The sequence below is a fragment of the Chitinivorax sp. PXF-14 genome (assembly GCF_040812015.1).
Taxonomy (GTDB): Bacteria; Pseudomonadota; Gammaproteobacteria; order Burkholderiales; family SCOH01; genus JBFNXJ01.
The window spans coordinates 89,372-114,116 of record NZ_JBFNXJ010000001.1 but is presented as its reverse complement, the minus strand read 5'-3'; the positions used below and the strand labels follow the sequence as shown (position 1 = coordinate 114,116).

At 59.2% G+C, this 24,745-nt stretch carries 14 protein-coding genes; 11 read left to right on the top strand and 3 right to left on the bottom strand.

The window, feature by feature from the left end; translation table 11 throughout:
• The first annotated feature begins 267 nt into the window (after positions 1-267).
• The gene (locus tag ABWL39_RS00570; protein WP_367786199.1) at positions 268-1,860 is read left to right on the top strand and encodes an esterase/lipase family protein; all 1,593 of its coding nucleotides are present in this window, start codon (positions 268-270) and stop codon (positions 1,858-1,860) included.
• A 292-nt stretch (positions 1,861-2,152) separates the two neighbouring features.
• Here the strand turns inward: ABWL39_RS00570 and ABWL39_RS00565 are convergent, their stop codons facing one another.
• Positions 2,153-2,926 carry an HNH endonuclease signature motif containing protein gene (locus ABWL39_RS00565; RefSeq protein ID WP_367786197.1) on the bottom strand — a complete coding sequence of 258 codons (774 nt, stop codon included), beginning with the start codon at positions 2,924-2,926 and terminating at the stop codon, positions 2,153-2,155.
• Between the two features lie 140 nt (positions 2,927-3,066).
• Here ABWL39_RS00565 and ABWL39_RS00560 point away from each other — a divergent pair, with 140 nt between their 5' ends.
• From ABWL39_RS00560 to ABWL39_RS00540, 5 genes are all read left to right on the top strand, one after another.
• Positions 3,067-3,552: a hypothetical protein gene (locus tag ABWL39_RS00560; RefSeq protein ID WP_367786195.1), complete on the top strand. Its 486-nt coding sequence runs from the start codon at positions 3,067-3,069 to the stop codon at positions 3,550-3,552.
• 136 nt (positions 3,553-3,688) lie between these two features.
• Entirely contained in the window at positions 3,689-5,254 is a 1,566-nt protein-coding gene (locus ABWL39_RS00555) for a recombinase family protein (RefSeq protein WP_367786193.1), read from the top strand.
• The gene (locus tag ABWL39_RS00550; RefSeq protein ID WP_367786191.1) at positions 5,251-6,150 is read left to right on the top strand and encodes a plasmid partitioning protein RepB C-terminal domain-containing protein; all 900 of its coding nucleotides are present in this window, start codon (positions 5,251-5,253) and stop codon (positions 6,148-6,150) included. The genes ABWL39_RS00555 and ABWL39_RS00550 overlap by 4 nt, the downstream gene beginning before the upstream one ends.
• Positions 6,147-7,031, top strand: a complete 885-nt coding sequence (locus ABWL39_RS00545; protein ID WP_367786190.1) for a plasmid partitioning protein RepB C-terminal domain-containing protein — start codon at positions 6,147-6,149, stop codon at positions 7,029-7,031. The genes ABWL39_RS00550 and ABWL39_RS00545 overlap by 4 nt, the downstream gene beginning before the upstream one ends.
• Positions 7,032-8,396, top strand: a complete 1,365-nt coding sequence (locus tag ABWL39_RS00540; RefSeq protein ID WP_367786189.1) for a hypothetical protein — start codon at positions 7,032-7,034, stop codon at positions 8,394-8,396. It begins immediately after the preceding gene.
• Positions 8,397-8,549: 153 nt separating this feature from the next.
• Here the strand turns inward: ABWL39_RS00540 and ABWL39_RS00535 are convergent, their stop codons facing one another.
• On the bottom strand, positions 8,550-9,206 hold the full coding sequence (locus ABWL39_RS00535; RefSeq protein ID WP_367786903.1) for a hypothetical protein: 657 nt from the start codon (positions 9,204-9,206) through the stop codon (positions 8,550-8,552).
• 36 nt (positions 9,207-9,242) lie between these two features.
• Positions 9,243-12,578 carry a DUF3883 domain-containing protein gene (locus tag ABWL39_RS00530; protein ID WP_367786188.1) on the bottom strand — a complete coding sequence of 1,112 codons (3,336 nt, stop codon included), beginning with the start codon at positions 12,576-12,578 and terminating at the stop codon, positions 9,243-9,245.
• 124 nt (positions 12,579-12,702) lie between these two features.
• On the opposite strand from ABWL39_RS00530, the gene ABWL39_RS00525 reads away from it, so the two are divergent.
• Genes ABWL39_RS00525 through ABWL39_RS00505 form a run of 5 tightly spaced genes read left to right on the top strand, consistent with a single transcriptional unit; the run spans position 12,703 to position 24,745 of the window.
• A complete protein-coding gene (locus tag ABWL39_RS00525; RefSeq protein ID WP_367786186.1) occupies positions 12,703-12,915 on the top strand; it encodes a helix-turn-helix transcriptional regulator in 213 nt (70 codons plus the stop codon).
• Entirely contained in the window at positions 12,912-15,827 is a 2,916-nt protein-coding gene (locus tag ABWL39_RS00520) for an ATP-dependent helicase (protein WP_367786184.1), read from the top strand. Before ABWL39_RS00525 ends, ABWL39_RS00520 begins: the two co-directional genes overlap by 4 nt.
• Positions 15,827-17,755, top strand: coding sequence for a site-specific DNA-methyltransferase (locus ABWL39_RS00515; RefSeq protein WP_367786182.1), 1,929 nt, complete (start codon positions 15,827-15,829; stop codon positions 17,753-17,755). The genes ABWL39_RS00520 and ABWL39_RS00515 overlap by 1 nt, the downstream gene beginning before the upstream one ends.
• Positions 17,745-20,447, top strand: a complete 2,703-nt coding sequence (locus tag ABWL39_RS00510) for a TnsA endonuclease N-terminal domain-containing protein (RefSeq protein WP_367786180.1) — start codon at positions 17,745-17,747, stop codon at positions 20,445-20,447. The genes ABWL39_RS00515 and ABWL39_RS00510 overlap by 11 nt, the downstream gene beginning before the upstream one ends.
• Positions 20,448-20,497: 50 nt before the next feature.
• The gene (locus tag ABWL39_RS00505; RefSeq protein WP_367786178.1) at positions 20,498-24,745 is read left to right on the top strand and encodes a DEAD/DEAH box helicase; all 4,248 of its coding nucleotides are present in this window, start codon (positions 20,498-20,500) and stop codon (positions 24,743-24,745) included.

Sequence of the window (24,745 nt, the reverse complement as noted above, 5' to 3'; positions counted from 1 at the left end):
GCACGCTTTACACGGCACGCCGGGCGCCACAAGCCACGCAAGCCCGGCGACGCATGTAACGAGGCCATCCCACCATCCCCCAGGCCCGGCCAAGCCTCGATATCAAGGCAAAGCAGTGGCGGCCGCGCAGCCCTGGCCGATCACCACATTCCCTTGTCCGGACATATCGCCCGCCTGGCCTGGTGCTTGCATCGTTTGACCTTCCTCTCCACCCGGCTCCCGCCGCCCACACCTATCAACAACAATCCGCCAGCAATGGAGACCCAGATGGCAAACGATCATGCGCCCTTCCACCCGATCATCTACGTCCGCGGCTATGCCATGACCGAGAGAGAGCAGGACGAGACCACCGCGGACCCGTTCTGCGGCTTCAACCTGGGCTCCACCGTCTACCGCGCCACGCCGGACAAGGACAAGCCCGCCCGCAAATTCGTGTTCGAGTCGCCGCTGGTGCGGCTGATGTCCGACACCATCGCCAGGCGTGACGGCAGCGAGGTGGGTTATCTCGATGTTTATGAGAACGGGCTCGACATCCTCGACGACGAGTGGACCGGCACCATCCGTTACCAGTCCATCGTGATCTACCGCTATTACGACCAAGCCTCGTCACTGCTGGGCAACGGCAAGACACCGGAGATGGAAGACTTCGCCAAGGGCCTCGGCCGGCTGATCCTGCGCATCCGCGAGCTGGCCTGCCAGGACCCGCGCAACAACGTAACTCCCGAGGATTTCCGCTGCTATCTCGTCGCCCACTCGATGGGCGGGCTGGTCTGCCGCGCCTTCCTGCAGAACCCCGAGCTCGGTGACGACGAGGCGCGCCGCTGCGTCGACAAGGTGTTCACCTATGCCACGCCGCACAACGGCATCGAGATGGCCGGCCTGAACATCCCCAAATGGCTCAACGCAGCCGACATGAACAACTTCAACCGCCAGCGCATGGCCGGCTACCTCAATCTGGCGCCGGTCTACAGCAAGACCGAGCGGGTCGACTGGCTGCCCGATACCGCTTTCCCCGCAGAGCGCTTCTTCTGCATGGTCGGCACCAACCGTGCCGACTACGATGTTGCCCTGGGCCTGTCGCGCTCGTTTGCCGGCCACGGCAGCGATGGCCTGGTCAAGGTCGAGAATGCCTCACTCTGGGGCGTCAACGCCAAGGGTCAGTTCACCACGCCCTGTGCCACGGCCTACACCTACCGCTCGCACTCGGGCAACTTCGGCATCGTCAACAGCGAAGAAGCCTACCAGAACCTGACGCGCTTCCTGTTCGGCGACATCCGTGTCGACATCTGGCTCGACGTCGACGCCGTGCAACTGCCGCCCGACCTGCAAGGCAAGCCCGTCAACGCGCTCTATCAATTTGAAGTGCTCGCCTCGCCACGCGGCAAACGCTGGTATCTGACACGGCGCGTGGCCGAGGAAGACTCGGTCGCCTGCCGCAGCCACACCGAGCTGACCGACCCGGCCAACAAGCTCGCACGCAAGCTCTACCTGTCGACGGTGTTTCTTGCCAACAGCGGCAAGGTCAATCCGGACAGAAAATCGCTGGCCTACAGCATGACCCTCGGCGTACGCGTACCGGACTACGAAGTCGAACGCAAATTCTGGGCCGACACCCACTATGAAGGCAGCTACCTGTTCCGCGATTCCGTGGTAATTGAAATGATCCCAGCAGAAACCCCAGGCGACGCCTGGAGCATCAACTTCGCCTGGCAAAGCGACACCGTCGGCCGCGCCACCACGCCCATCGCCTACAAAATGCTCAAGACCGGCAAGCTGGAGATCCCCATCCCGTTCGGCAACAACGCCGCGCCAGGCATCCAGGGCAAGCTGCGGTTCATCGCATCGGCGTGGAATGGGTGAGAGGGGTGTCCGCCTGCCAACGGAAAAGTAGAGCGGGTATTCGAGGCGCAAACAAAAAGCCCTGATTCGAATGAATCAGGGCTTTTGATATTTGGTGGCGGAGCGCGGAACTGAACCCACGACCACTTTCAAGACTGAATAGTAACACATTTGCCTCGCGAGCGTAATTTCGATGATTTGGCCGAATCAGCCCGCCAACTCATAGCCCACGCCGCCCCCTGCCCGGCGTTTTGGGAGCACTCCGAGGCCCATCAACTGCTTGATGTGCGACACCCAATCTTGTCGCCAGTAGTCAGCTACGCCAATTCTCAAACGCGCTGTAGTTCGGCCGCCCCTTCCCTCGGTTCAGCTTGCCAAGGATCGTGGCATCGATCCGCTGATGCAGGAAGGCAACGACTTCGTCAAAACGCTCTTCCCCGAGCAATTTCCACGAGGTGCCGAACTTTCGCTTGAGTGCCTGGTGAATGGCCATGTACTTGAAATCGGACTTCCCGGTTTTATCCGCCTTCTGATACTCCTGATAGCGGTCGATCAGATGCTGGCAGTAGGCAACCTTTGCCTGCGCCGCGCCAATTGAACTCGGGGGCGGCTGAATCGATGGGCCTTTGGATTTGGTGTTTTTGATAGTGACGGTGTGAGCCTGAATAGCTCCCGGGCTCTGGATGGCCACATTGCCACTATTACCGACGATGGTTACGTCGCCACAGCTGGCCTGGAGTTGTTGAGCAATACGCGCGGCAGCCGGTGATATTTCCGCGACACCTTTTTCTTCATGGTCATGCTTAATGGACTGCAATCGGCCAACGGTAAATGCTTCCGTTTCGGTATCGATAATCTTGTGGTGCCTGCCGCACATCAAAATGAGATTCGTTGCTGCATTGCGCTCCTCCTGCGTTTGGTTCGGGTCGTATCGGGGGCCGCCGGCATTCAACGCTCGAATGTGGCAGACCTCTCCGGTCACCGTTCCACTGCTTTCCGCAATCGGCGCGGCACACCCTGGGAATGCACATTGATTTTTCGAGCGCGCAAACAAAGTCTTTATGGTTGGCAACGAAGGTGCGGTCATAAGGGAGATCGGAGCAATTTGATTTGAACTGAGGTTAGTTTGCAGCAGGTTTTACGGCAAGTGTGAAAATCACTTCCATCCCATCGATACAGCGTATTCGTCTCGCATTCTGAGCAGCGTCGGTTTTCATGCAAATTTGCATGGAATCACTGACGATGACAAGACACTGCACCTGCTGCGGCACACCCTTCGAACCCCGCCCACAAGTCCCCGACCAAGCCTACTGTTCGGCACCCGACTGCCAGCGTGCCCGCAAGCGCCAGTGGCAGCAGGCCAAGATCCAGTCCGACCCCGACTACCGGATCAACCAGCGCGCCGCCCAACGAGCGTGGTCGCAGCGCAATCAAGACTACTGGCGCAACTACCGCGACGCCCGGCCCGAATACGCGCAACGCAACCGCGAGCAGCAGCGACTGCGTGAAGCCAAGGGCATAGATGTCGATCTTGCAAAGATGGACGTGTGCGACCTGCCGACCGGTCTGTATCGAATCACGCGCCATCCAGCGTTTCCAAGGGAGATCGGCGATCCTTGGGTCGTCCAGATCGCGCCAGTCTGTGTGATGTGTCCGTGCAAGATGGACGTGTCAAGAGAGGACTTGATCGACACCCCGTCAATCCGCCCGTAACTTCGCCCCCAAACAGGCTCTCGAATATTCTGCATGGCAACGATTCCGACTGTGTGCGCTGCCGCCGTGGCGCGGCGTCGTGTTCATTGAAAGGAGTGGCAGACCCGAGAGCACCAATCACAGAGTGACCGGGCCTATGCAAGAAATCGAACCTCCTCCACACCCACCGGGGTCGGGCCCGGTGTTTCGGGCTGCGCAATACGTGCGGATGTCCACCGAGCACCAGCAGTATTCGACGGAGAACCAGGGCGACAAAATCCGCGAGTACGCCGCCCGGCGCAACATCGAGATCGTCCGCACCTACGCCGACGAGGGTAAGAGCGGGCTGCGCATCGACGGGCGGCAGGCACTCCAACAACTGATCGCCGACGTGCAGGCAGGCACGACCGATTTCCAGATCATCCTGGTCTACGACGTGAGCCGCTGGGGGCGCTTCCAGGACGCGGACGAGAGCGCCTACTACGAGTACATCTGCCGCCGCGCAGGAATCCAGGTCGCCTACTGCGCCGAGCAGTTCGAGAACGACGGCTCGCCCGTGTCCACCATCGTCAAGGGCGTCAAACGTGCAATGGCGGGCGAATACAGCCGTGAACTGTCGGCGAAGGTGTTCGCAGGCCAGTGCCGCCTAATCGAACTCGGCTTCCGCCAGGGCGGGCCTGCGGGCTACGGGCTGCGCCGTGTGCTGATCGACCAGTCCGGGTCGGTGAAGGGGCTGCTTTCGCGCGGCGAGCACAAGAGCCTGCAGACCGACCGCGTGATCTTGCAGCCTGGCCCCGACGTGGAAGTCGCCGTCGTCAACCAGATCTACCGCTGGTTCGTCGAGGATGGTCTGTTCGAGTCGGAGATCGCCGACAGGCTCAACACCAAGGTCATCGTCACCGATCTGGGCCGGGCGTGGACACGGGCCACCGTGCGCGAGGTGCTATCCAACGAAAAGTACATAGGCAACAACGTCTACAACCGGCGCTCCTTCAAGCTCAAGAAGACGCGTGTGGTGAACAACCCGGAGATGTGGATCAAGAAGGAAGGCGCGTTCGAAGGCGTCGTGCCGCCGGAGCTGTTCTACACCGCGCAGGGCATCCTGCGTGAGCGTGCACACCGCTTCAGCAACGACGAGCTGATCGAGAAGCTACGCCGCCTGTTCCAGCAGCACGGCTACCTCTCCGGCCTGATCATCGACGAGGCCGAAGGAATGCCCTCGGCGGCGGCCTACGCGCACCGCTTCGGCAGTCTGATCCGCGCCTACCAGACGGTGGGTTTCACGCCGGATCGGGACTACCAGTATCTGGAAGTCAACCAGTTCCTGCGCCGTCTGCACCCGGAGATCGTCGGCCAGACCGAGCGGATGATCGCCGAGGCCGGCGGCGTGGTCGTGCGTGATCCGGCGACCGACCTGCTCACGGTCAACCGAGAGTTCACCGTCTCGCTCGTGCTCTCGCGCTGCCAGTTGCTCGACAACGACCGCCGCCGCTGGAAGGTACGTTTCGACACCAGTCTGACGCCCGACATCACGGTTGCCGTCCGGCTCGATGAGACCAATCAAGCCGCGCTGGACTACTACCTACTGCCCCGGTTGGACTTTGGGAACTCGGGCATCCATCTGGCCGATCACAACGGCCTCGAACTCGAGAGTTACCGCTTCGACAGCCTGGACTACCTCTACGGCATGGCCGAGCGCAGCCGCATCCGGAGGGCCGCATGACGAAACCACACCACGCCACCGACCTGCAGATGATCCCGGTCGATCAGATCGCCGTGCTCAACCCGCGCGACCGCAATGGACGTGTGTTCGAGGAGATCGTCGGCAACATCAAGACCCTCGGCTTGAAGAAGCCGGTCACTGTCACGCCGCGTGACGATCTGGAGGACGGCAAGCGCTACCTGCTGATCTGCGGCGAGGGAAGGCTCAAGGCGTTTAAGTCGCTCGGTGAGAAGGAGATTCCGGCACTGGTCGTTACGGTCAACGACGAAGACGCCTTCATCATGAGCCTGACCGAGAACATCGCCCGCAGGAAATACAGCGCGCTGGAATTGCTGATGAGCATCGAGCAGTTGAGTCAGCAGGGCTACGACAAGCGCGTCATCGCACAGAAGACCGGCCTGAGCCTCGACTACATCAAAGGCATCCTGCTCCTGTTTGAGAAAGGCGAAGAACGTCTGCTCGCCGCCGTCGAGGCCGGACGGGTTCCGCTCAACGTCGCCATCACCATCGCGGGCGCCAGCGACGAAGAAGCGGTGCAGGCCGCGTTGCAGGACGCCTACGAAAGCGGCCAACTACGTGGCGGGCAGCTGATGCAGGCCCGGCGCGTGCTGCAGCGTCGCAGCGCCCTGGGCAAGACGCTGGCCCACCGGCCTGCGCGCAAGGGAGCATCCGTCACGACGTCCAGCCTGGTGCGCAACTACCAACACGAGGTCGAACGACAGAAGCTGATGATCAAGAAGGCTGAGTTCACGCAGCAGCGCCTGTTGTTCGTGATCGAGGCGCTACGTCAGTTGCTGGCCGACGAGCATTTCTCCAACCTGCTGCGCGCCGAAGGACTGGACACCTTGCCCAAGCAACTGGCCGAACGGGTCTGGGCCGGAGGCCACGCGGCATGAGTCGGCCCCCGCTGGGCTTCATACCCGATCCTCTGACACTTCCGCTGGATCGCATCCTGCCGTCGCGCAAGACGCCGGAGGGCTTACATACCTCGCGCAAGTTTAAGCAGATCATGGCCTCGATGGAGGCGGTCGGCCTGATCGAGCCCCTGAGTGTAGGCAAGGCCGACAAGGTGACTGGCCAGCACATTCTGCTCGACGGGCACATGCGATTACTGGCGCTACGACAGCTCGGCTACGCCGACGCGCCGTGCTTGATCGCCACCGACGACGAAAGCTACACCTACAACAATCGGATCAATCGCATCTCGTCCATTCAGGAGCACCACATGCTCCGGCGTGCTGTCGAGCGTGGCGTCACGCCCGACCGGCTGGCCAAGGCGTTGAACGTGGACGTCAGCCAGATCCACAAGAAGGTGAGTCTGCTCGACGGCATCTGCCCGGAGGCGGTCGAGATGCTGAAGGATCTGCACTTCGCCGCCAATCTCGGCTCGGTGCTGCGCAAGATGAAACCCACGCGGCAGGTCGAGTGCATCGAACTGATGCTCACTGCCAACAACATGACGGTCGCCTACGCCGAGGCCTTGCTCGCGGCTACACCACCGCCACTGTTAGTCGGCGAAACCAAACCAAGGAAGCTGCGGGGCGTCACCGCCGATCAGATGGCGAAAATGGAGCGCGAAATGGGAAACCTGCAAGGGCAACTGAAGCTTGTCGAGAAATCCTACGGACAAGACGTGCTGCTGCTCGTATTGGCGCGCGGCTACCTCAGCAAGCTGATCGACAACAAAGCGGTGTTCCGCTTCCTGTCGCAGCGCCAGCCCGACGTGCTGGCCGAATTCGAGAACATCGTCCAGACGGTGACGTTGGACGGCAAATGAATGCGTCCGATCACCGATGCCAGCGCTTCCTCGCCCGCCACGCCACGGCCAGCTGATGAGCACGACGAGGCAGATGTGGCCATGCACCGCAGCGCCCCCGAGGCCGATCCGACCTGTCTCTATGGCCTGATCGGCGACGTTGCTCGGGCGGGCAGCGACGGCACGGAGACCAACGCATACGCCATCGCCGCCAACTTCATGGCGTATCTGTCATGTGCCATCGGGCGTGGCGTGTATCTGCCCGTCGGCAATACCAGGCATCACGCGCGACTGTTCTGCCTGCACATCGGGCGTTCCGGCCGTGGCCGCAAGGGCGATGCGGTGTCGCTGGTGCTGCGCATCGATCAAGCACTGCGCGCGATGGACGAATCCTTCGCGCCGCAGGTTCATCGCGGTGGCCTGTCTACGCGCGAAGGACTGGCTGCGCTGATCCACGACGGCTACCGACAAGGTCGGCAGGACGTACCCGCCGTCGAAGATAAGCGACTGTGGGTGGTCGAATCCGAGTTCGCCAACGTGCTGCACCAAGGGCGGCGCGACGGCAACACGCTGTCGGCGGCACTGCGTGACTGTTGGGATGGCGTCGACCTCAAGCCCGCCACCAAGTCGAACCGGCTTTACGCCAGCGATCCGCACGTCTGCCTGAGCGGCGCGATCTCACCGGGAGAACTGACGGGGCTGATGAGCACGCGCGAACTGACCAACGGCTTCGCCAATCGCTTCCTGATGATCTGGGCAGAACGCACGCGGATGTTTCCGTTCCCGAAGGAAACGCCACAGGCGACGGTCGAGAAGTTGGCGGCGCGAACGCAAGAGGTGCTGGCCTTCGCTGGAGCCGACCAGCCCGGACGGCGAGAGCACCTGCGCATGGAGTTGTCACCGCAGGCCCAATGGCATTACAGCCAGCTCTACCGGGGTGAGCTGAACTCGAACCTCGGCGATGGCATGCTCGGGGCCATTCTGGAACGCCGGGCACCGATCCTGTTGCGCTTGGCAATGCTGATAGCACTCACGGATCTTCAAACCCGAATCGACGCCCAGCACATCGACGCGGCGATGGCATGGATTCGCCATGCCACCGCGTCGGTGCGCTTCATCTTCGTCAGTGCCGCCGATGAGGCAAAACTGGCACAAGTGCTGGAGTTGTCGAATCGCGTCCAGGACTTCCTGCGCGAGCGGGGTCAGGCCACGCGCAGCCAGATCAGCGCAGAATGTTTTCGGGGCAAGGTGCCGAAGGCGCGGCTCGACGCCAGCCTGGAACTCCTGTTGGCCAGTACGCCGCCAAAGATCACAGTGCAGTGGAACGAACGCGCCGACGGTGCACCGGGGGCACCACTGCGGGTGTATCGGCTGGCATCGGGGTAGCTGGGGGATTTTTTCGCTGATTTCGCTGAGGCAAATTAGCCGCAAGTGCTTGTCACGGCACTAATTTCGCTGATTTCGCTAATTTCGCGGGGGCCCTATGCACGGACTCATTCTCAATGGAGTGCGGCATCCACGGTTCGCCAGACAATCGGGTTAGGCGTACTGATCGACGACGGGATAAACAGCGTCGCCCCAAAGTGCATTCGGGTTGTCCATCATCAGCGCGACGATTACGGGAACGAGCTTACCCAGGAGACGAGTGCAATCACGCAACTGGTCGCGGTTGACCTTGCCGTCCCAAGTCGCGCCGCCGTGGATCAGTTGATTGCGCAGCGTGTAGAGACGATTGAACATGACCGAGAGCAGTGCGGGCGTATTGCCGCCGGCCAGCGCGGACTGCGCCGACTTCTTCGCACTGGCGAAGCGATCCTTCCATTCGTCTTCACTGATCCGGCCACGCTGGAACTCCCAAAACAGATGAAAAACGTAGGGATTGTCGAGCAGTGCGCGGATGCTGCCGGAGAACTCCGTCCAGATCAGGTCGTCGATGCGTTTGCTGGTGTCGAGGTCGCAGAGCTTTTGGAGAAAGGCTGTGAACGTGGCCTTGTCGGACGTGCGGTCACTGTCGTCGAGTTCCTGCGCGTAGGCAGCATTGAAGGCGATCCACAGAAAGATGAATTTTCCGTCCATGTCTTCCGACTGCTCGGCACGATGTAGCCAACTCAAGGCTCTGTGGATGCGCAGCGTCAGGCTGGTCGGATGTCCGTCGCGCACCAACCGATGACGCTGCTTGAGTGCAGAGTGCTCCAGCGAACTTCCGGCCATGGGTTTAAGCGTGGACATGGATCAGGCTTCCGGTTGAGACGATTCTGCTGGTTCCCGTCGCGCGATCTGGCTCCAGCCTTTGTCGAACGTGAACGTCCGCGCGTGGCCAACAGGGTTCTGAATCCTGAGAACCCGTGCCTTCTCTGCATCGGTCGCATGCTCGACCACGTACAGCCAGTACGCATCCCCTTTCGCGTGGGCATAGTCGAACTGCGTGCGGGAAAGACCCACGGGTCGGTTTTCCAGACTGCCCGTCATCGACTTGACCTCGACCCAACGAACTGGCTGGCCGCCGCCGTTGACTTCAAATAGATCAAAACCCGGGTTGCCCTCCGGTGTGCGTTGCAACCCGGGTTCGAGCGAAATGATCAGGGTAATGGCGTGATCCTCAATCTTCATCCGTGCGGCCTGATCAAGGCCGTCTGGATCGGCTTCCTCGTCGTCGGGATGGGTGCCGAGGTAGGAAATGAACGGCCTTCCGCCAGCAGAACCCGGCGCCCGTTTTCCCTGTCCCCCATTGCTGGTTCCACCGCCCTTGCCACCACCGGTGTGGCTACCAGAGCCACCGGGTGCCCCGCCGTTCCCCTGACCGCCGCCACGTGGCGTCCCAGTGCCAGCTCCACCGTGACCGCCGCGCCCTGTGCCACTCGTTGCGCCGTCGCCGCCGTCCGGGTCGTGCGTTCCTGGCGGAATGTCCGGCATCCCGTCTCCATACAGGTCTTCCGCGTCGCCGTAGACATCCTCGTCAGATGGATTTGTGTCGTCCGCCTCAGCTTCGGTCGAAACATCGTCGGACGACGCATCGCCAGATGAAGCCTCGTCCTCTGGAGGTGCACCAGTGATCCCAAGCCGGGAGGTCAGATCTGCCACACTGGTAATGCCGAGCTTTCGCAGCAAGTCGAGGGCGGCAGGATCGATACCAGCTTCTTTGGCCAGCTGGTCGATGATCGGCGGCTTGAAAGCGATTTTGGTCAGCAGGAAGGGATTGGTTTTCCAGCCGAGGGAATCGAACACCACCAGGTTCGGTGGCATGAGTTCGCCGTTGGCATCGGGCACCCAAGATGCCTCGTTGAGGTTGCGCAGGAAGGCCGCCGGAAAACTCGTAGCGTATTTGCCGTGGTGCGACCACGTGTACGCCCCATCAAAGATACCGCGCCCGCGACGTTCCTCAAGGTCGCCCAAACTCTCCCAGATCAGGCGAGCACGCTCGACACGTTGCTCTGGCGTGAGCGTCGGTAGATGGTCAAGCAAGTCTTGGAAGCCTTGCAGCATCCAGTCTTCCACGTTATCGCTGTAGCCCGAAGTCTCTGCATGGCCCGCTTGCAGGCGAAGCGCCTTCAGTCGGTCGCTCCAGTGCGGCTCATTTGGGGCCTTCTCCGGACGTGGATAGCGCAATGCACCACAAGCCTCCAATAATTCGCGCATTTCTTCGCCACGCAAGCAGGCGTATCTGTCGTCAACGATCAAGACATCCGGAACACCGGCGAAGAGTTGCTTCAGGCGATCTGTGGCGATGTAGATGCCGCCCGGTTTGGCGACGTAGCCCTCGCCGTCGCCGGCATCAACGACCATCACGAATGTAGTCTTGCGCAGCGCCGCGAGGAGCTTTTCCCGTTGCGTCTTCGAATCGGTACTGAATGCTGCACGGATGCGGTCGATGTCGGCGGCGTAGTCGTCGTCGGCAACGTCGACTGTCTCTTGCTGGTACTTCGGAAGCAGGTTCCAGACTACGTCATCGACCGGATCGGGTTCGGTGATGCCGAGAGAGATAAGGAAACTGCGTGCCTCGACCGTTGCACACACCGCTGGGCGAATCGTCGGGAAACCGGTCTTGATGGTGCTGGGCAAAAATGCCTTGGCCGTTCCGTTTTCACGGGAGACAACATGGGTCCCGTCGACGAGGCGAATCAGTGGAATCTTGTCGAGGCTACGGCGCAAGGCTGCTTCTTGGCCGCTCAGGAACTCGTAAAGCTTCAGCACCCAATTGTCGGACTGGGCCTCGAGAAATCCCTTGGACAGACGCGGAACCAGGGTTGCTGGCGTCACCTCGGTGATACCCAGTTCCTGCATTAGGTAGGTACGAATCTCCGGTTGCCTGTCCGGGGTGATGTCGCCCGTCAGCCACGCTGAGGCCTTGGAGCCGAACAGTACCTCGATCTGCTCCGGGCTGAAGAGTTCACGAAGCTCTTGCGTGCGGGCCAGTTTCGCTTGTGAGGCCGGGACAAAGCCCCCATCGAAACGTGGCAGAAGCGGTTCGTTCAATAACGCCTGTCGGACAGTTTCGAAGATAGGCGCGAACATCGCCCCTTCGGGAAACTTCTCTCGACCGAGCGGCAAACAGCGCAAGGCGGAGGTGTCCAGCATTGCGTTGTCGCGCATCCAGCGCATTGCTTCCACCAGCAGACTGGATGTCTCCTTAACCAAATGCTGGTTCCACGGCTCACCGCGTGGAATGTTGTCGCGGCTGGGCGTTGTTCGATACGGCCCCTGCACGAGAAAGCCGAGATTGGTCGGAACCACCGTTGGGAAGAACACCACCAGGGGCGAAGCAGCCACAGGCTGCACTGACCACTGACTCGGTGCATCCTTAACCGCGACTAGAGAAAACGCGACCTCTACCCGACCAACCTTTTCCTGCGCACCAGAGAACACGTCGCGGTGGAACACCAACCAGTTCTCGTCGACTTCGGGCTTGCCGGTTTCTTGGCCGATCACCGTGATGCGATGAACGTTGGGGCCGAGCGATTCTGGATCGCTGCGCAGATAGACGCCCGATGCACCGCCTTGGACGTTCCAGTTGATCTCGTTGATGTGGCGCAGAAAAAGCAGCGCCCCTGGACCCAAGTGCCGGAACCCCGCCGTGATCTCCTGTCGCGCGGTTTCGTCATCTGACTTCAGAGGAAGGACGATCAGCGTCTCGTCCGTCGAACGTTCTGTTCGATTCGCACGCCTCGGCTGCACGTAGCTCTCGACGACAAAGTCCTCGTCGCCGGAGTGAATTTCCGGGCGGTCGGTGAAGGTATAGACGGACTTGAAGCCGATGCCGAACCGGCCAATAGAGAACTTGTCCTTGGTACTTTCGGCAATGCCGCACACACCGCGCACGTCAGCCTCGTCGAACGGCCTGCCGAAGTGAGAGAGCCACAGCCGGGTCGGGGCCAATTCGAACGTGACCTTGCGCGGCCCGGGCGCGTCACCACGCCGACTAAGCGCATCTTCCGCGTTCTGCAGCAATTCAAATATGAAATGCGTCCGGTCGTCGTAGCGGTCGGCGAGCAGCATTGGACCGATCCGACCGATGTCGGTGCCGTAGCGCCGCTGGTTTTCTTCGCAGATTGCTTCGTAGTTCGACGCCACCACCGCTCCCCTCTCGGCCAGGCATCTGACTGATGCCAAGTTTGCCCAAGTCTGCCCAATTGCGAAATATTATGACAAGATATGGTGCTAAACCAAGCTCGGTGCAAATGACATGAGAAAGCCGATGAGCGACCAGCCAGACGAGATCCTCACGATTGATGAGGTTGCTGCTTTCCTGAAGGCAGGCAAACGCACGGTCTATCGCCTGGCCGCCAGCGGCAAGCTCCCCGCATTCAAGCTTGGGGGCACGTGGCGGTTCAGACGCAGCGATCTGGATCAGTGGATCGCCAGTCGCGTCGGCAAGGCGTTGGTGGACGACGACGAGGTGGAGGAATGAGCCCCAGCGCGCCCGTACTCCAGTCCAAGGCCAATCCACAGCAGCTTGAAGCCATTCTGGCCACCGATGGCCCGGTGCTCATCATTGCCGGGCCAGGATCGGGCAAGACCTTCACATTGGTCGAGAGGATCGTCTACCTCATCACCCACAAGGGAGTCGCCCCCGAGTCACTGCTGGTCGTCACCTTCACCGACAAGGCTGCGCGCGAACTGACCACCCGCATCTCGAACCGGCTCGCCGAGCTGGACATCCAGTTCAACCTGAACGAGATGTACCTCGGCACCTTCCACTCCATCTGCCTGCGGCTGCTGGAGGACTACCGGGAGTTCACCCGGCTCAAACGCAGCTTCACGCTGTTCGACCAGTTCGACCAGCAATACTTCATCTACCAGCACATCAAGGACTTCCGCGCACTGCCAGACGCCGAGTTGGTCATGGGCGATGATCAGACGGGCCGCTGGGCACAGTCGGAGAACTTGCTCAAGTGGCTCAACAAGGTCAGCGAGGAAGCGCTCGACGCAACCACACTCTCAGCTGCCCCCGAACCAGAAGTTCGTGCGTTGGCCACCTGCTTCGCCAAGTATCAGGAGCTGCTGCACGAGCACAATTCGCTGGACTTCTCAGGCATCCAATACGAGGCCTTGCAACTGCTGGAAAAGCACCCCGAGGTGTTGGCACAACTGCGTGAGAAGCTCACCCACCTGATGGTGGACGAGTACCAGGACACCAACACCATTCAGGAACGCATCCTTCTGCTCCTGGCGGGCGGGCGCCGCAATCTGTGTGTGGTGGGCGACGACGACCAGGGCTTGTACCGCTTTCGCGGTGCCACCATCCGCAACATTTTGGAGTTCCCGGCGCTGTTCGACGACAGCCAGTGCAAGCAGGTCAAGCTGACCGTTAACTACCGCTCGCACCCGGACATCATCCGCTTCTACAACGAATGGATGAAGGAGCAGGTATGGGACGACGGCACGCGCGTGTTTCGCTTTGCCAAGCAGATCGTCCCGCGTGAGGATGACTTCCCCGATCTGCCGACGGCGGTCCGGCTGGCCGCCAGTGACGACAAGGACGACACCACCAACTGGCACGCGGAGGTGTTGGCCTTCCTCAACGGGTTGAAGGACTCGGGCCAGCTTTCCGACTGGAATCAGGTCGCCTTCCTGTTCCGCTCGGTCAAGAACGACAAGGTCGTGGCACTGGCACGCTTCCTCGAAGCGCAGGGCGTGCCCGTGTTCTCGCCCCGCTCGAACATGTTCTTCGAGCGCGAGGAGATCCGCCTGATGATCGGCGCGTTGATCTTCTTGTTCCCTCAGTTTCCCAAGGTGCGGGCGTGGGCCGAAGGCGTCACGCTGCCCATTTGGGATTTCTACGATCACCAGTGCTTCAAGCCCTTCATCGATGAGCTGCGCAAGCCGGAAAACAAGCCACTGCTGGACTGGGCACGTCCGCTGGCCAAGCGCCACGCCGTGCTGACTCAGAACACCGACTACGCCTTCTCCGGCCTGTTCTATCAATTGCTGCAGTTCCCGTTGTTCTCGCGCTTCCTCACCGACGAAGCTGTGCAAGGCGTGGACAAAGGGCGCGCCGCGCGCAACCTTGGCACCTTCTCCAAGCTGCTCACCAAGTTCGAGTACCTGCACTTTGTCAGCGTGCTCAACCCCGAGTGGCTGGAAAAGAATCTGCGTGATCTGTTCAACCAGTTCCTGCGCTTCCTGCAGGACGGCGGCATCGGCGAATACGAGGATGAGGCCGAGTACGCACCCAAGGGCTGCGTCTCATTCCTGACTATCCACCAGTCCAAAGGGCTGGAGTTTCCGGTCGTGGTGTGCGGTTCGCTAGAAGCGGTGCCGCGCAAGCAGTACGGCGCGCTTGATGTGCTGCTGGAGGACGGCGGCTACCTTTCCAAGGAACGCTTCGAGCCGCTCGACCACATCAAGAACTTCGACTTCTGGCGGCTGTTCTACACCGCCTTTTCTCGCGCCCAGAACCTGCTGGTGCTGGCTGCGCAGGAAAAGCAGGGGCGCGGCAAATCGCCGTCGAAGTATTTCGAGCGCCTGTTCTACGAACTGCCCCGTTGGCGTGATGTTGATTTATCGGCACTGACCTACGAGGCAGTCAAGCAGATCAATCTAAAGCGCGAATACTCGTTCACCTCACACATCACCGTGTTCGAGAACTGCGCCGAACAATACCGCTTCTTCAAAGAGCTGGAATTCGCGCCTATCCGCGAGAGCCCGATGCTGTTCGGTACCTTGGTGCACCAGACCATCGAGGACATCCACAAGACCGTGCTGCGCGGCGAAGAAGGCACCATCACCTTCGATGCCATCAAGGGCTGGTTCTCGACCAACTACGCGATGCTGTCGAAGAAGGAGCGCGTCTACCTCGCGCCCTCCTCGCAACAAGCGGCGCTGCTGCATGTGCTGCGCTACTACGAGCGCGAGAACGGCCACTGGGACCGCATCAAGGAGGCCGAGGTCGAAATCTCGCTCATCAAGGAGCAGTACATCCTCAAAGGCAGCGTCGACTTGATCCGGGGTGAGCACGACACGGTCGAGATCATCGACTTCAAGTCGGAGAAGAAGCCCGACATGGAGAAGGATCGGGATCGCCTGCGTCAGTACCAGCACCAGCTGGAGGTGTATGCCCACCTGGTTGAGGAACGCACCGGCCAAAAGGTCAGCCGGATGCACCTGTACTACACCGGCGAGGACGGCGGGAACCCTTACGTTTCGTTTACTAAGGACGACCGCGCCATCGGCAAGACCATCGCGCGTTTCGACGACATCGTGGCGCGCATCGAGCGGCAGGACTATCAGATCGCTATACGCCCGGCCAAACTGTGCCTGAGCTGCGACATGCGTGCCTACTGTGACAACAAGAACTGGAAATTCAGGAAAAACGACTGATGAGCAAGAATACCCCCGCGCAGGAAAGCCTGCAACTGGCCACGCCCGATGGCAGCACAACCAACGTCGAGAAGTACGAGTTCGAGCCAATCAGGGGCTACCCGATGCTCAACTGGCGCGGCAAGCGCCCGTTCACCTCGACGCAGTATTACCCGGCGCAGTTGAAGGAAGTCCACGGTGAAGAGGTGGATGGCTGGCGCAACAAGATTTTTTGGGGCGACAACCTGCAGGTGATGAGTCACCTACTGAAGGAGTTCCGGGGCAAGGTTGATCTGATCTACATCGATCCGCCGTTTGATTCGAAGGCAGATTACAGAAAGCAGGTTTCTCTGCGAGGCAACAAGACGAAAGGCGATCAGGCAGCCTTCGAAGAGAAGCAGTACGGCGATATTTGGACGAACGATGAGTATCTACAGTTCCTCTACGAGCGACTTCTCTTGCTGCGCGAACTGCTAAGCCCTTCTGGAACGATATTTCTTCATTGCGATTGGCATAAGAGCCATCACATTCGTTGCTTGCTTGATGAAGTGTTCGGCCAGAACAACTTTTGCAATGAGATTGCGCGCATCAAGTCAAATCCGAAGAACTCGGAACTCACTGCGTTCGGGAACATCCACGACACGGTATTCTTTTACCGGAAGGGCGGAGGCGACTATGCGTGGACACCGCTTCGCGAGGAGAAAGACTCAGAAGACCTCGCCCGCATATTTGAGAAGGTAAATGGTGAGGGCCGCAGGTACACAACGGTAGCCCTGCATGCGCCAGGAGAACGTACCGGAGAAACGGGGCGGCCTTGGCGCAACATTCCTCCGCCGCGCGGACGGCACTGGGCATATGTTCATTCACAACTCGATGAGTTTGACGCCCAGGGGAAAATTGAATGGTCGCCATCTGGCAATCCACGACTGATCCGGTACGCAGATGAAGATGAGGGGAATCGGGTTCAAGACGTTTGGACGATGAAAGACCCACAGTATGTTGACTATCCGACTGAAAAGACAGAATCGTTGCTGGAGAGGGTCATATTGGCCTGCTCCAAGCCAGGGGATCTTGTTTTCGACTGTTTCATGGGTTCAGGCACGACCCAAGCGGTCGCCATGCAGCTTGGCCGTCGTTTCATAGGTGCAGACATTAACCTCGGATCGATCCAAACGACAACTAGACGGCTGATCGGTGTTGCCGATGGTCTACGCCAGAAGGGACTTGAAGGCGAGACCAAATATTTCATCGGCTTTGAACTGCACAACGTCAACCACTACGACATCTTCCGTAACCCCGTGCAGGCCAAGGAACTGCTGATCGAGGCTCTGGAAGTACAGAAGCTGGAATTCAGCACCGTGTTCGACGGCGAAAAGGACGGGCGGATGGTCAAGATCATGCCTGTCAACCGCATCGCCACACGCGCCGATTTGAACGAACTGATCCACAACTTCGACCAGAAGGCGTGGCAGCACCGCCACAACGAGAATCCAAACCGCCCGGTCGAGAAGATCACCCTCGTGTGCATGGGTCACGAGCCTGACTTGGCCGCGCAACTGGAGCTGGCCGCCAAGCCCTTCAAGATCGATGTCGAGGTGGTGGACATCCTACGCGACAACGCCAATCTGGAATTCAAGCGCGATTCGCAAGCTAAGGTGGCCATCAAGAACGGCGAGCTGATCATCGAGAAGTTTTACCCGATGAACTTGCTGCAGAAGCTCTCGCTGCAGAAGGAGTCGGTCGAGGACTGGAAGGAATTGGTCGAGTCGGTGCTGATCGACTGGAACTACGACGGTGCAGTGCTGCAACCGGCGATGTTGGATATCCCCGGCAAAAGCGAGATGGTCAAGGGCGCGTACAAGGTTCCGAGCGATGCGGGCACGATCCGCGTGAAGATCACAGACCTGCTGTCAGAGTCCTGGGAAGGGAGCGTCAGCAATGGCGACTAAACGCGCGAGCGCGAAGACCAGCACTGCGGGCGCATCACTGGATTTCGCCTTCTTCCGTTTCCTTTGGCAGTTTTACAAGGACAACCGAGGGACGATCCGGCAGAACTACAAGGAGCTGACCCGCAAGTTCCTCGACTTCAACAACCCGGAGAAGAACCCCAAGGCCTTCCTCCGTCAGCCGCAGTTCGAGGCGCTGGAAACCTATGTCTTCCTCAAGGAGTTCCTCGGCAACGCCAAGGTCGAAGAAGTCTTCCGGGCTTGGTACGAGCGCAGCGGGAAGTTTGAGGGCCGAAAGTTTGGCTCCTTCCTTGGCACCGCCGGGCAGGAGATGTTCTCGTTCGGGGAGTCCGACGAGCTGGAACTGAGCTCGTACAAGCTGTTGTTCGAGAAGATGCGCAAGAACTCGCGCGCCTACCCGAACTACATCTTTGCGCTGACGATGGGCACGGGCAAAACCATCCTCATGGCGACCTGCATCTTCTACGAGTTCCTGCTGGGCAACAAATTCGAGAAAGACGCACGCTACTGTCACAACGCGCTGGTGTTCGCACCTGACAAAACGGTGTTGCAGTCACTGAAGGAAATCGAGTCCTTCGACATGACCCGTGTCGTGCCGCCAGAGTATGTGAATTTCCTGACCACGCACCTGCGCTTCCACTACCTAGAGGAGGCCGGTACCTCGCTGGATACGCTGGATCGCTCGCGCTTCAACATCATCGTCTCCAACACGCAGAAGATCATCCTCAAGCGCCAGCATAAGGAAAAGACGTCAGTCGACAAGCTGTTCGGCGCGACCGGCGAAACCCTCGCCGCCAACGGCGTATATGCCGATGCCGCCGATCTCTACAACTTCGACCAGCCAGAGGAAGAAGGCGAGCTCACCACCAATCAGCGCTTCGAGAAGCTACGCCGCCTGGAGCAGTTGGGCATCTTTGTAGACGAGGCTCACCATGCCTTCGGCAAGGCGCTGGCCAAGGACATGGGCGTGGGCGCGAAGGAAACTGACACCAGCCTGCGCACGACCATCGACATCCTGGCCGCCAGCCTGAACGCGGCAGGCACCCGGGTGGTAGCCTGCTACAACTACACCGGCACGCCCTACGTGGGACGCGAGGTGTTGCCGGAAGTGGTTTACGCCTATGGCCTCAAGGAAGCCATCGACAAGGGCTTCCTCAAAAAGGTGACGCTGCACGGCTACGCCAACACTCGCACCGACGAGTTTGTCGACATCGCCATCGAGAATTTCTTGAAGGAATCTGGCGAGTTGCGCCCGGAAGGCTTGCTCCCTAAGCTGGCATTCTTCGCGGCCACCATCGACGAGCTGACCGGCGAACTGCGACCTGCTGTGGAACGTGCGCTACTCAAACACGGCATCCCAACCTCGCGCATCCTGGTGAACGTGGGCGACGACAAGCTCACCACCAACGACGACATCCGTGAGTTCAATCGACTGGACACCGAAGGATCGGAAAAGCAGTTCATCTTATTGGTCAACAAAGGCCGAGAAGGCTGGAACTGCCGCTCACTGTTCGGTGTAGGACTGTTCCGCGAGCCCAAGTCCAAGGTGTTTGTCTTGCAGGCCACAATGCGTTGCCTGCGCGCCATCGGGCAAGCCCAGCACACCGGGCACGTATTCCTCTCGGATGACAACCTCAACACGCTGAACGACGAACTGCAGCAGAACTTCCGCATCAGCGCCGACGAGCTGCAGAAGACCGGGAAGGACAAGGAGCGCGTTGAGATCCGGGTGGTCGAGCCGCCGGTCAAGATCAAGCTGGTTCGCGTGCGCAAGCAGTACCAGATGCGCGAGAAGCAGTTGGTGACCGGGCAAGAGTTGATACCTGAGCGGGCAGATGCTCAGAAGTGGAGTGAACTGGTCGAGAAGTACCGCCTGATCGAAACGCAGCAGGACGGTTTGACGGTCGCTGACGCGGCGCGTGCTTCAGGCAGCCGCACCTTTGACCTGACCTCGCGCCGGGAGAAGCGGACCTTCTCACAACTATCGCTTGTGGCCGAGGTGTCCCGCTATCTGAACCGAAGCCCCCTCGAGATCGAAGAGTTGCTCGACGCCACCAAGGAAGGCTCCACTGAACTGGTGGCCATCACCAACGAGTTCAACGAGCTGCTGTACGACGAGATCATCCCGCGCTTGTTCCGCCAGCTCTACGACCTCGACGAGTCGCAGCAGACCGAAGAGCACGAGGTCGACCTGATCAAGTTGCCCCCGAACGGCTACTACGAGGTGTCGGCGGCGAAGGACAAAATCGTCCGCATGAACGACGCGCAGATTAAAGACGAAGAGCGCGCCAAGAGCTTCCACCTCGACACCTATTGCTTCGACTCGGGCTCGGAGAACTGGCTGTTCTGGGATCTGCTGCGCGAGCAGCGGGTGAAGAAGATCTACTTCACCGGGATGCTGACCCACGGCCAGTCCGACTTCTTCATCCAGTACATCGATCCGGACTCGCGCACCGTGCGCAGCTACTACCCCGACTTCATCTTTCAGCGCGAAGAGCCGGATGGCAGCCTGAAGTACGTGATCGTCGAGGTGAAGGCCGACAACCAGATCGAGGACGCCGTGGTGCAGGCCAAGAAGGACTTCGCCCAGCAAATTGCCGTGGCCAGCGGGATGGAGTACCGCATTCTCAAGTCGTCCGATGCGGACAAGCGGCATTTTCGGGTGCTGCTGTAAGAGCTATCAGTTGCCGTTGATTTCGTAATCGTAGGTGCAGGGAAAACCAAATGACCAAAAAAAGAATCTCAAAGAGCACGCTCTCTATGTTCCTTCGCACGAAGTGCGACCGGGAACTCTATTTGTCCCTGCATGAAGATTCCGAGCTTGATGCACATGGAATGCCTGTTCCACTTCAAGCACGGCCTGGAATTGGTGTGCTGCAAACCGCAGGTCGAGATTTTGAGGATGAGCGAAATGATCAGCTGATCCAGGCATTCGGCACGCTGGTCATCTACCAACCAGACAAGGCTGGTACGAACAAGCCCGTTAAAGCTCCGCTGGCATCACTACTCGGAAAGGTGACGGCACTACCTTCGATCATCCTGCAAGCCAAGTTCGAACCGTCATCTTTTCAGAACGGCGTAATGGCAAACATCGGGCTGCAACCGGTGCAGGTTGACCAAGTTCCGCCAATCGCAGGACTCATACCTGACATCATCGTTGCGCGCCAAGCAAGGGCCGATGACGAAGAAATATGCCCAAACGGATCTAGAAAGCCAATCAATCAGGCGTCAGAAACACGATGCGCGTTGAGCATCATTGATGTGAAGCACACCAGTGAAGCGAATCCAAGCTACTCGGCTGAGGTGGCACTTTATGCGCTTTTTCTTGCGAACTGGATTGCCGATCAGGGACTGCAGAATAGTTACTTCGTCACGACTCACAGCTATTTGTGGACACGTTTCAAGCAGGGGCAATCGGTACTCGATGGACTGATGTCTGGTGCTGCTTCGGCAACACCGAATCAGTATCTGGACGCACTGATTGCCGACAGCGAAGATGCCAATCTCCGCTTTTATCTGCCAACCGTTCTGCATTTCTTCCGGGAAGACTTGCTCCGGGTCATTGCCGTCGGCGATGCCTTGCCCAACGGTTGGGTGAACCTCGAGTGGCACGTGGATGGTCGCTGCAGTGCATGCGACTGGCTGGGACATGAGAAGTGGGCGAATGCGAAGGATAAGGCGCGAATTGCGGCGCAGCCAACCCATTACTGCTACCCAGCGGCAAAGCTCACCGGTCATCTGAGTCAAATTGCAGGCATGACTCGTGGTGCGAGGAAAACGCTCCAGATCAATGCTATCCAGGACACTGCAGGGGCAGCGGCGGCTCCTTCTGCGCACCCTGCCTTTCAGCAACACAGCCATCTCAAGAAGGAGCGTAGTCGCATTCCAGCACGCGCGAATGCACTCATTTCCGCGACGACAACGGTGGACAACTCTGCGGTGCTCGCAAGTTTGGCACCTGCACCGCAGCTCCATGCCTCTATCGCAGTAAATTTCGATCCAAGCGCCGGACTACTTACGGGCTTGTCCATACTTGGTCGCGCGACTGCCTATGTAAGCGGGCAGTCCCCACGTCAGTTTGCTCCGAAGTGCTTTGTCGTCGACCAGAAGAATTTGGCAGACGAATGGGTTGCCCTGGAGGGGCTGCTATCAACCTTGTCGGACATGGTCGATCAGGCAGAAGCATTTGTTCGTGCGGCAGGAAAAACACCGCTGACCGCACAGATCGCTTTTTGGGAGCAGCGACAGTTTGAAGAGCTATGTGCGGCGATGGGACGGCATTTGCCAAAGGTGCTGAGCCTGACGAATCGGAAAACCAAAGCGCTAGCCTGGCTGTTCCCGGCTGATGAGCTGATCGAGAAGCCGGACGGTGCTGTCAGTCCATGCATTGTCTTCATCGACGAAATTGTTCGACGAGTGGTCTTTGCACCGACACCCCACGTCATTACGTTATTCGACACTGCGGAAACGTACTACTCGGGGCCGGGAGCTGTTCGTCTCGGAGATGCTTACTATCGGGAATTCCTGACCAACGGTATTCCGAGAGAGCGGATCTACGAGATCTGGAGCAACGTCACCATCATCAAGAGGGGCTCAGTTACCGTCCCTCGAAATACAGTGATTCAGGAGTTCGGCAATGCCTTGGAAAAGCAATGCCGTGCGTTGAACAGCGTGGTCGAGCGGTTGCGGACGGACTTCAAGGGGCAATTGAAGGCTAATGCTCCGAAGCTGACGCTCTCTATACCCCAGGGCAGTCGTGACGTCGCGTTCGATAGCAAGCTGTGGATCTGGTGGGAAGAACTGCAATATCAGACCAGGAAGCTGGAATCTCATCAGCGCCTAGCGCTTGATGCCGAAGCATTGGAGGCAAGTTACGAGGCTGTACGTCTTACCAATGGCCAGCCCACGGGAACGCCGAACGAGTACATCTACGATGTCTTGCCCGGGTCAACCGAAGCCAAGCTTGACGACAATGAAGGCTATCTAGCCTTGGGCAAAGAGGGATACCCAGGGCTTCCACTTCAGCGTGCCAGGGATCTGATTCCCGTCACAGCCCCTCCTTATTTAGGGCAGGGTGACACCCTTCTGACCCCGTTGTGGTCGGCTCTCTCTGTAACGCTGGTGTCATTCGACCGAGGCACACGCAAAGCAGTACTGAAGTTAAGTAACTGGCGTGAGGCAGCATTCGCGCCGTACCTGCTGGCCAATTCAACGGTCGACCTGCTGAACGATATTTTCATAACCAAGGGCCAAGGCTCATTCAAATGGTATGAGACAGTCAAAAAAATCTTAGCCTCTGTCGGCAACCCATCGATTGCGGTTGCCGATAGAAATGCTGCCACTGCAATGGGCGCTAACGCAGCAAGGCCAGGTACCGCAGCGATCACCCCACTTGCTCGCATTCTGTGGGAAGCGGACACCGTCCATGCGGCATCGGTTGTTGCCTCGCCTCAGGCTGCATCAGTAGCCGCCTACGCCAAAGCCAAGCACAACCTGAATACCAGCCAGACTGATGCCGTTGCCCACGCCGCAGAAAAGGGGCTGACCATCATTTGGGGGCCGCCAGGCACCGGAAAGACCCAGACGCTCGCTGGATGTATTCATGGACTCGTCCATGACGCTGTGCAGAGGAATCAGCCGCTGAAGGTGCTGGTCGCCGGGCCGACCTACAAAGCGGTTGAAGAGATCATCGGTCGCGTAGTTGAGTCGCTAGATGCTGACCCAACATGCTCGGCAGAGGTCTTCGTGGGATATTCCTCGTCGCAGACTCCTAAACCCTTCGCTGCGGCCAACCCTCATTTGCGTGTTGAATCATTCAATCTCAGCCAAGCCAACCAGGAAACGCAGGACTGCCTCGCTAGTTTGGCGAATACTGAGACGGTCACCATTGTCGCCACTTCGACAATGCAGGCATACAAGCTCGCAGACTGGGGTTGCGGTAGCTGCGTTGGCTCTGTTTTCGACGTCGTGATCGTTGACGAAAGCTCGCAGGTTCAGGTCACCACGGCAGTTTCTCCGCTTGCCACTCTGAAAGAAGATGCGCGACTGATCATTGCAGGCGACCATCTTCAAATGCCACCCATCATGGCTCTGGAACCACCCAAGGGTGCCGAATACTTGGTGGGCAGTATCCAGAAATACCTGCTCGAACGACCATTTGGCAATCAGATCACTCCATGTCCATTGGAAGAGAACTACCGGTCGGCTGAGGACATCGTTGCCTACGCCCGCACCATCGGCTATCGAGCAACCCTACAGGCCGCAAACGCTGCCACGGCGCTTCACTTATTGGCAGCGCCACCAACTCCCGCGTCCGGATTTCCAGGAGGCATGCCTTGGTCTCCCCTTTGGCCGCACATTCTGGCTCCCGAGAACAAGGTGCTGACTTTGCTCCATGACGATGACCTCTCATCACAAAGCAATTCCTTTGAGGCAAAGATCGTCGCTGCCTTGACTTGGTGTCTCAGGCAAACAGCGAGTGCTGAGCTTGATGGACGCGGCCCGGTTACGCATGCGGTGCCACAACCAGATCAGTTTTGGGGACGGTGTATTGGGATCGTTACACCGCACCGCGCACAGCGCGCGTTGGTGATCCGTGAACTGAGAGCGATATTTCCATCTGACCCGCCAGATTTGATCGACTCAGCAGTTGATACCGTTGAAAAATTCCAAGGGGGACAGCGTCACACGATCATTGTGACTTTCGGGGTCGGGGACGCCGACGTGATCATGGGCGAGGAAGCATTCCTCATGCAACTTGAGCGGACCAACGTCGCCATCTCCCGCGCAATGGCCAAGTGTCTGGTGGTCATGCCGATGACCCTCGCAGGACACGTTCCTCAAGACAAGAAGGCGCTCGAGACTGCACATGCGATCAAAGACTACGTCGACGAATTCTGCAACCAGGAAATCAGCAACCAGATATCGCTCGGATCAACGTTGCGGCAAGCGAAACTGCGCTACCACCGATAG

What these genes read in the sequence shown, in the direction of transcription:
- ABWL39_RS00560 (WP_367786195.1), top strand. Translation starts at nt 3,067, where the DNA reads ATGGAATCACTGACGATGACAAGACACTGCACCTGCTGCGGCACACCC.
- ABWL39_RS00570 (WP_367786199.1), top strand. Translation starts at nt 268, where the DNA reads ATGGCAAACGATCATGCGCCCTTCCACCCGATCATCTACGTCCGCGGC.
- ABWL39_RS00565 (WP_367786197.1), bottom strand. Translation starts at nt 2,926, where the DNA reads ATGACCGCACCTTCGTTGCCAACCATAAAGACTTTGTTTGCGCGCTCG.
- ABWL39_RS00505 (WP_367786178.1), top strand. Translation starts at nt 20,498, where the DNA reads ATGACCAAAAAAAGAATCTCAAAGAGCACGCTCTCTATGTTCCTTCGC.
- ABWL39_RS00520 (WP_367786184.1), top strand. Translation starts at nt 12,912, where the DNA reads ATGAGCCCCAGCGCGCCCGTACTCCAGTCCAAGGCCAATCCACAGCAG.
- ABWL39_RS00550 (WP_367786191.1), top strand. Translation starts at nt 5,251, where the DNA reads ATGACGAAACCACACCACGCCACCGACCTGCAGATGATCCCGGTCGAT.
- ABWL39_RS00510 (WP_367786180.1), top strand. Translation starts at nt 17,745, where the DNA reads ATGGCGACTAAACGCGCGAGCGCGAAGACCAGCACTGCGGGCGCATCA.
- ABWL39_RS00515 (WP_367786182.1), top strand. Translation starts at nt 15,827, where the DNA reads ATGAGCAAGAATACCCCCGCGCAGGAAAGCCTGCAACTGGCCACGCCC.
- ABWL39_RS00555 (WP_367786193.1), top strand. Translation starts at nt 3,689, where the DNA reads ATGCAAGAAATCGAACCTCCTCCACACCCACCGGGGTCGGGCCCGGTG.
- ABWL39_RS00525 (WP_367786186.1), top strand. Translation starts at nt 12,703, where the DNA reads ATGAGCGACCAGCCAGACGAGATCCTCACGATTGATGAGGTTGCTGCT.
- ABWL39_RS00545 (WP_367786190.1), top strand. Translation starts at nt 6,147, where the DNA reads ATGAGTCGGCCCCCGCTGGGCTTCATACCCGATCCTCTGACACTTCCG.
- ABWL39_RS00540 (WP_367786189.1), top strand. Translation starts at nt 7,032, where the DNA reads ATGCGTCCGATCACCGATGCCAGCGCTTCCTCGCCCGCCACGCCACGG.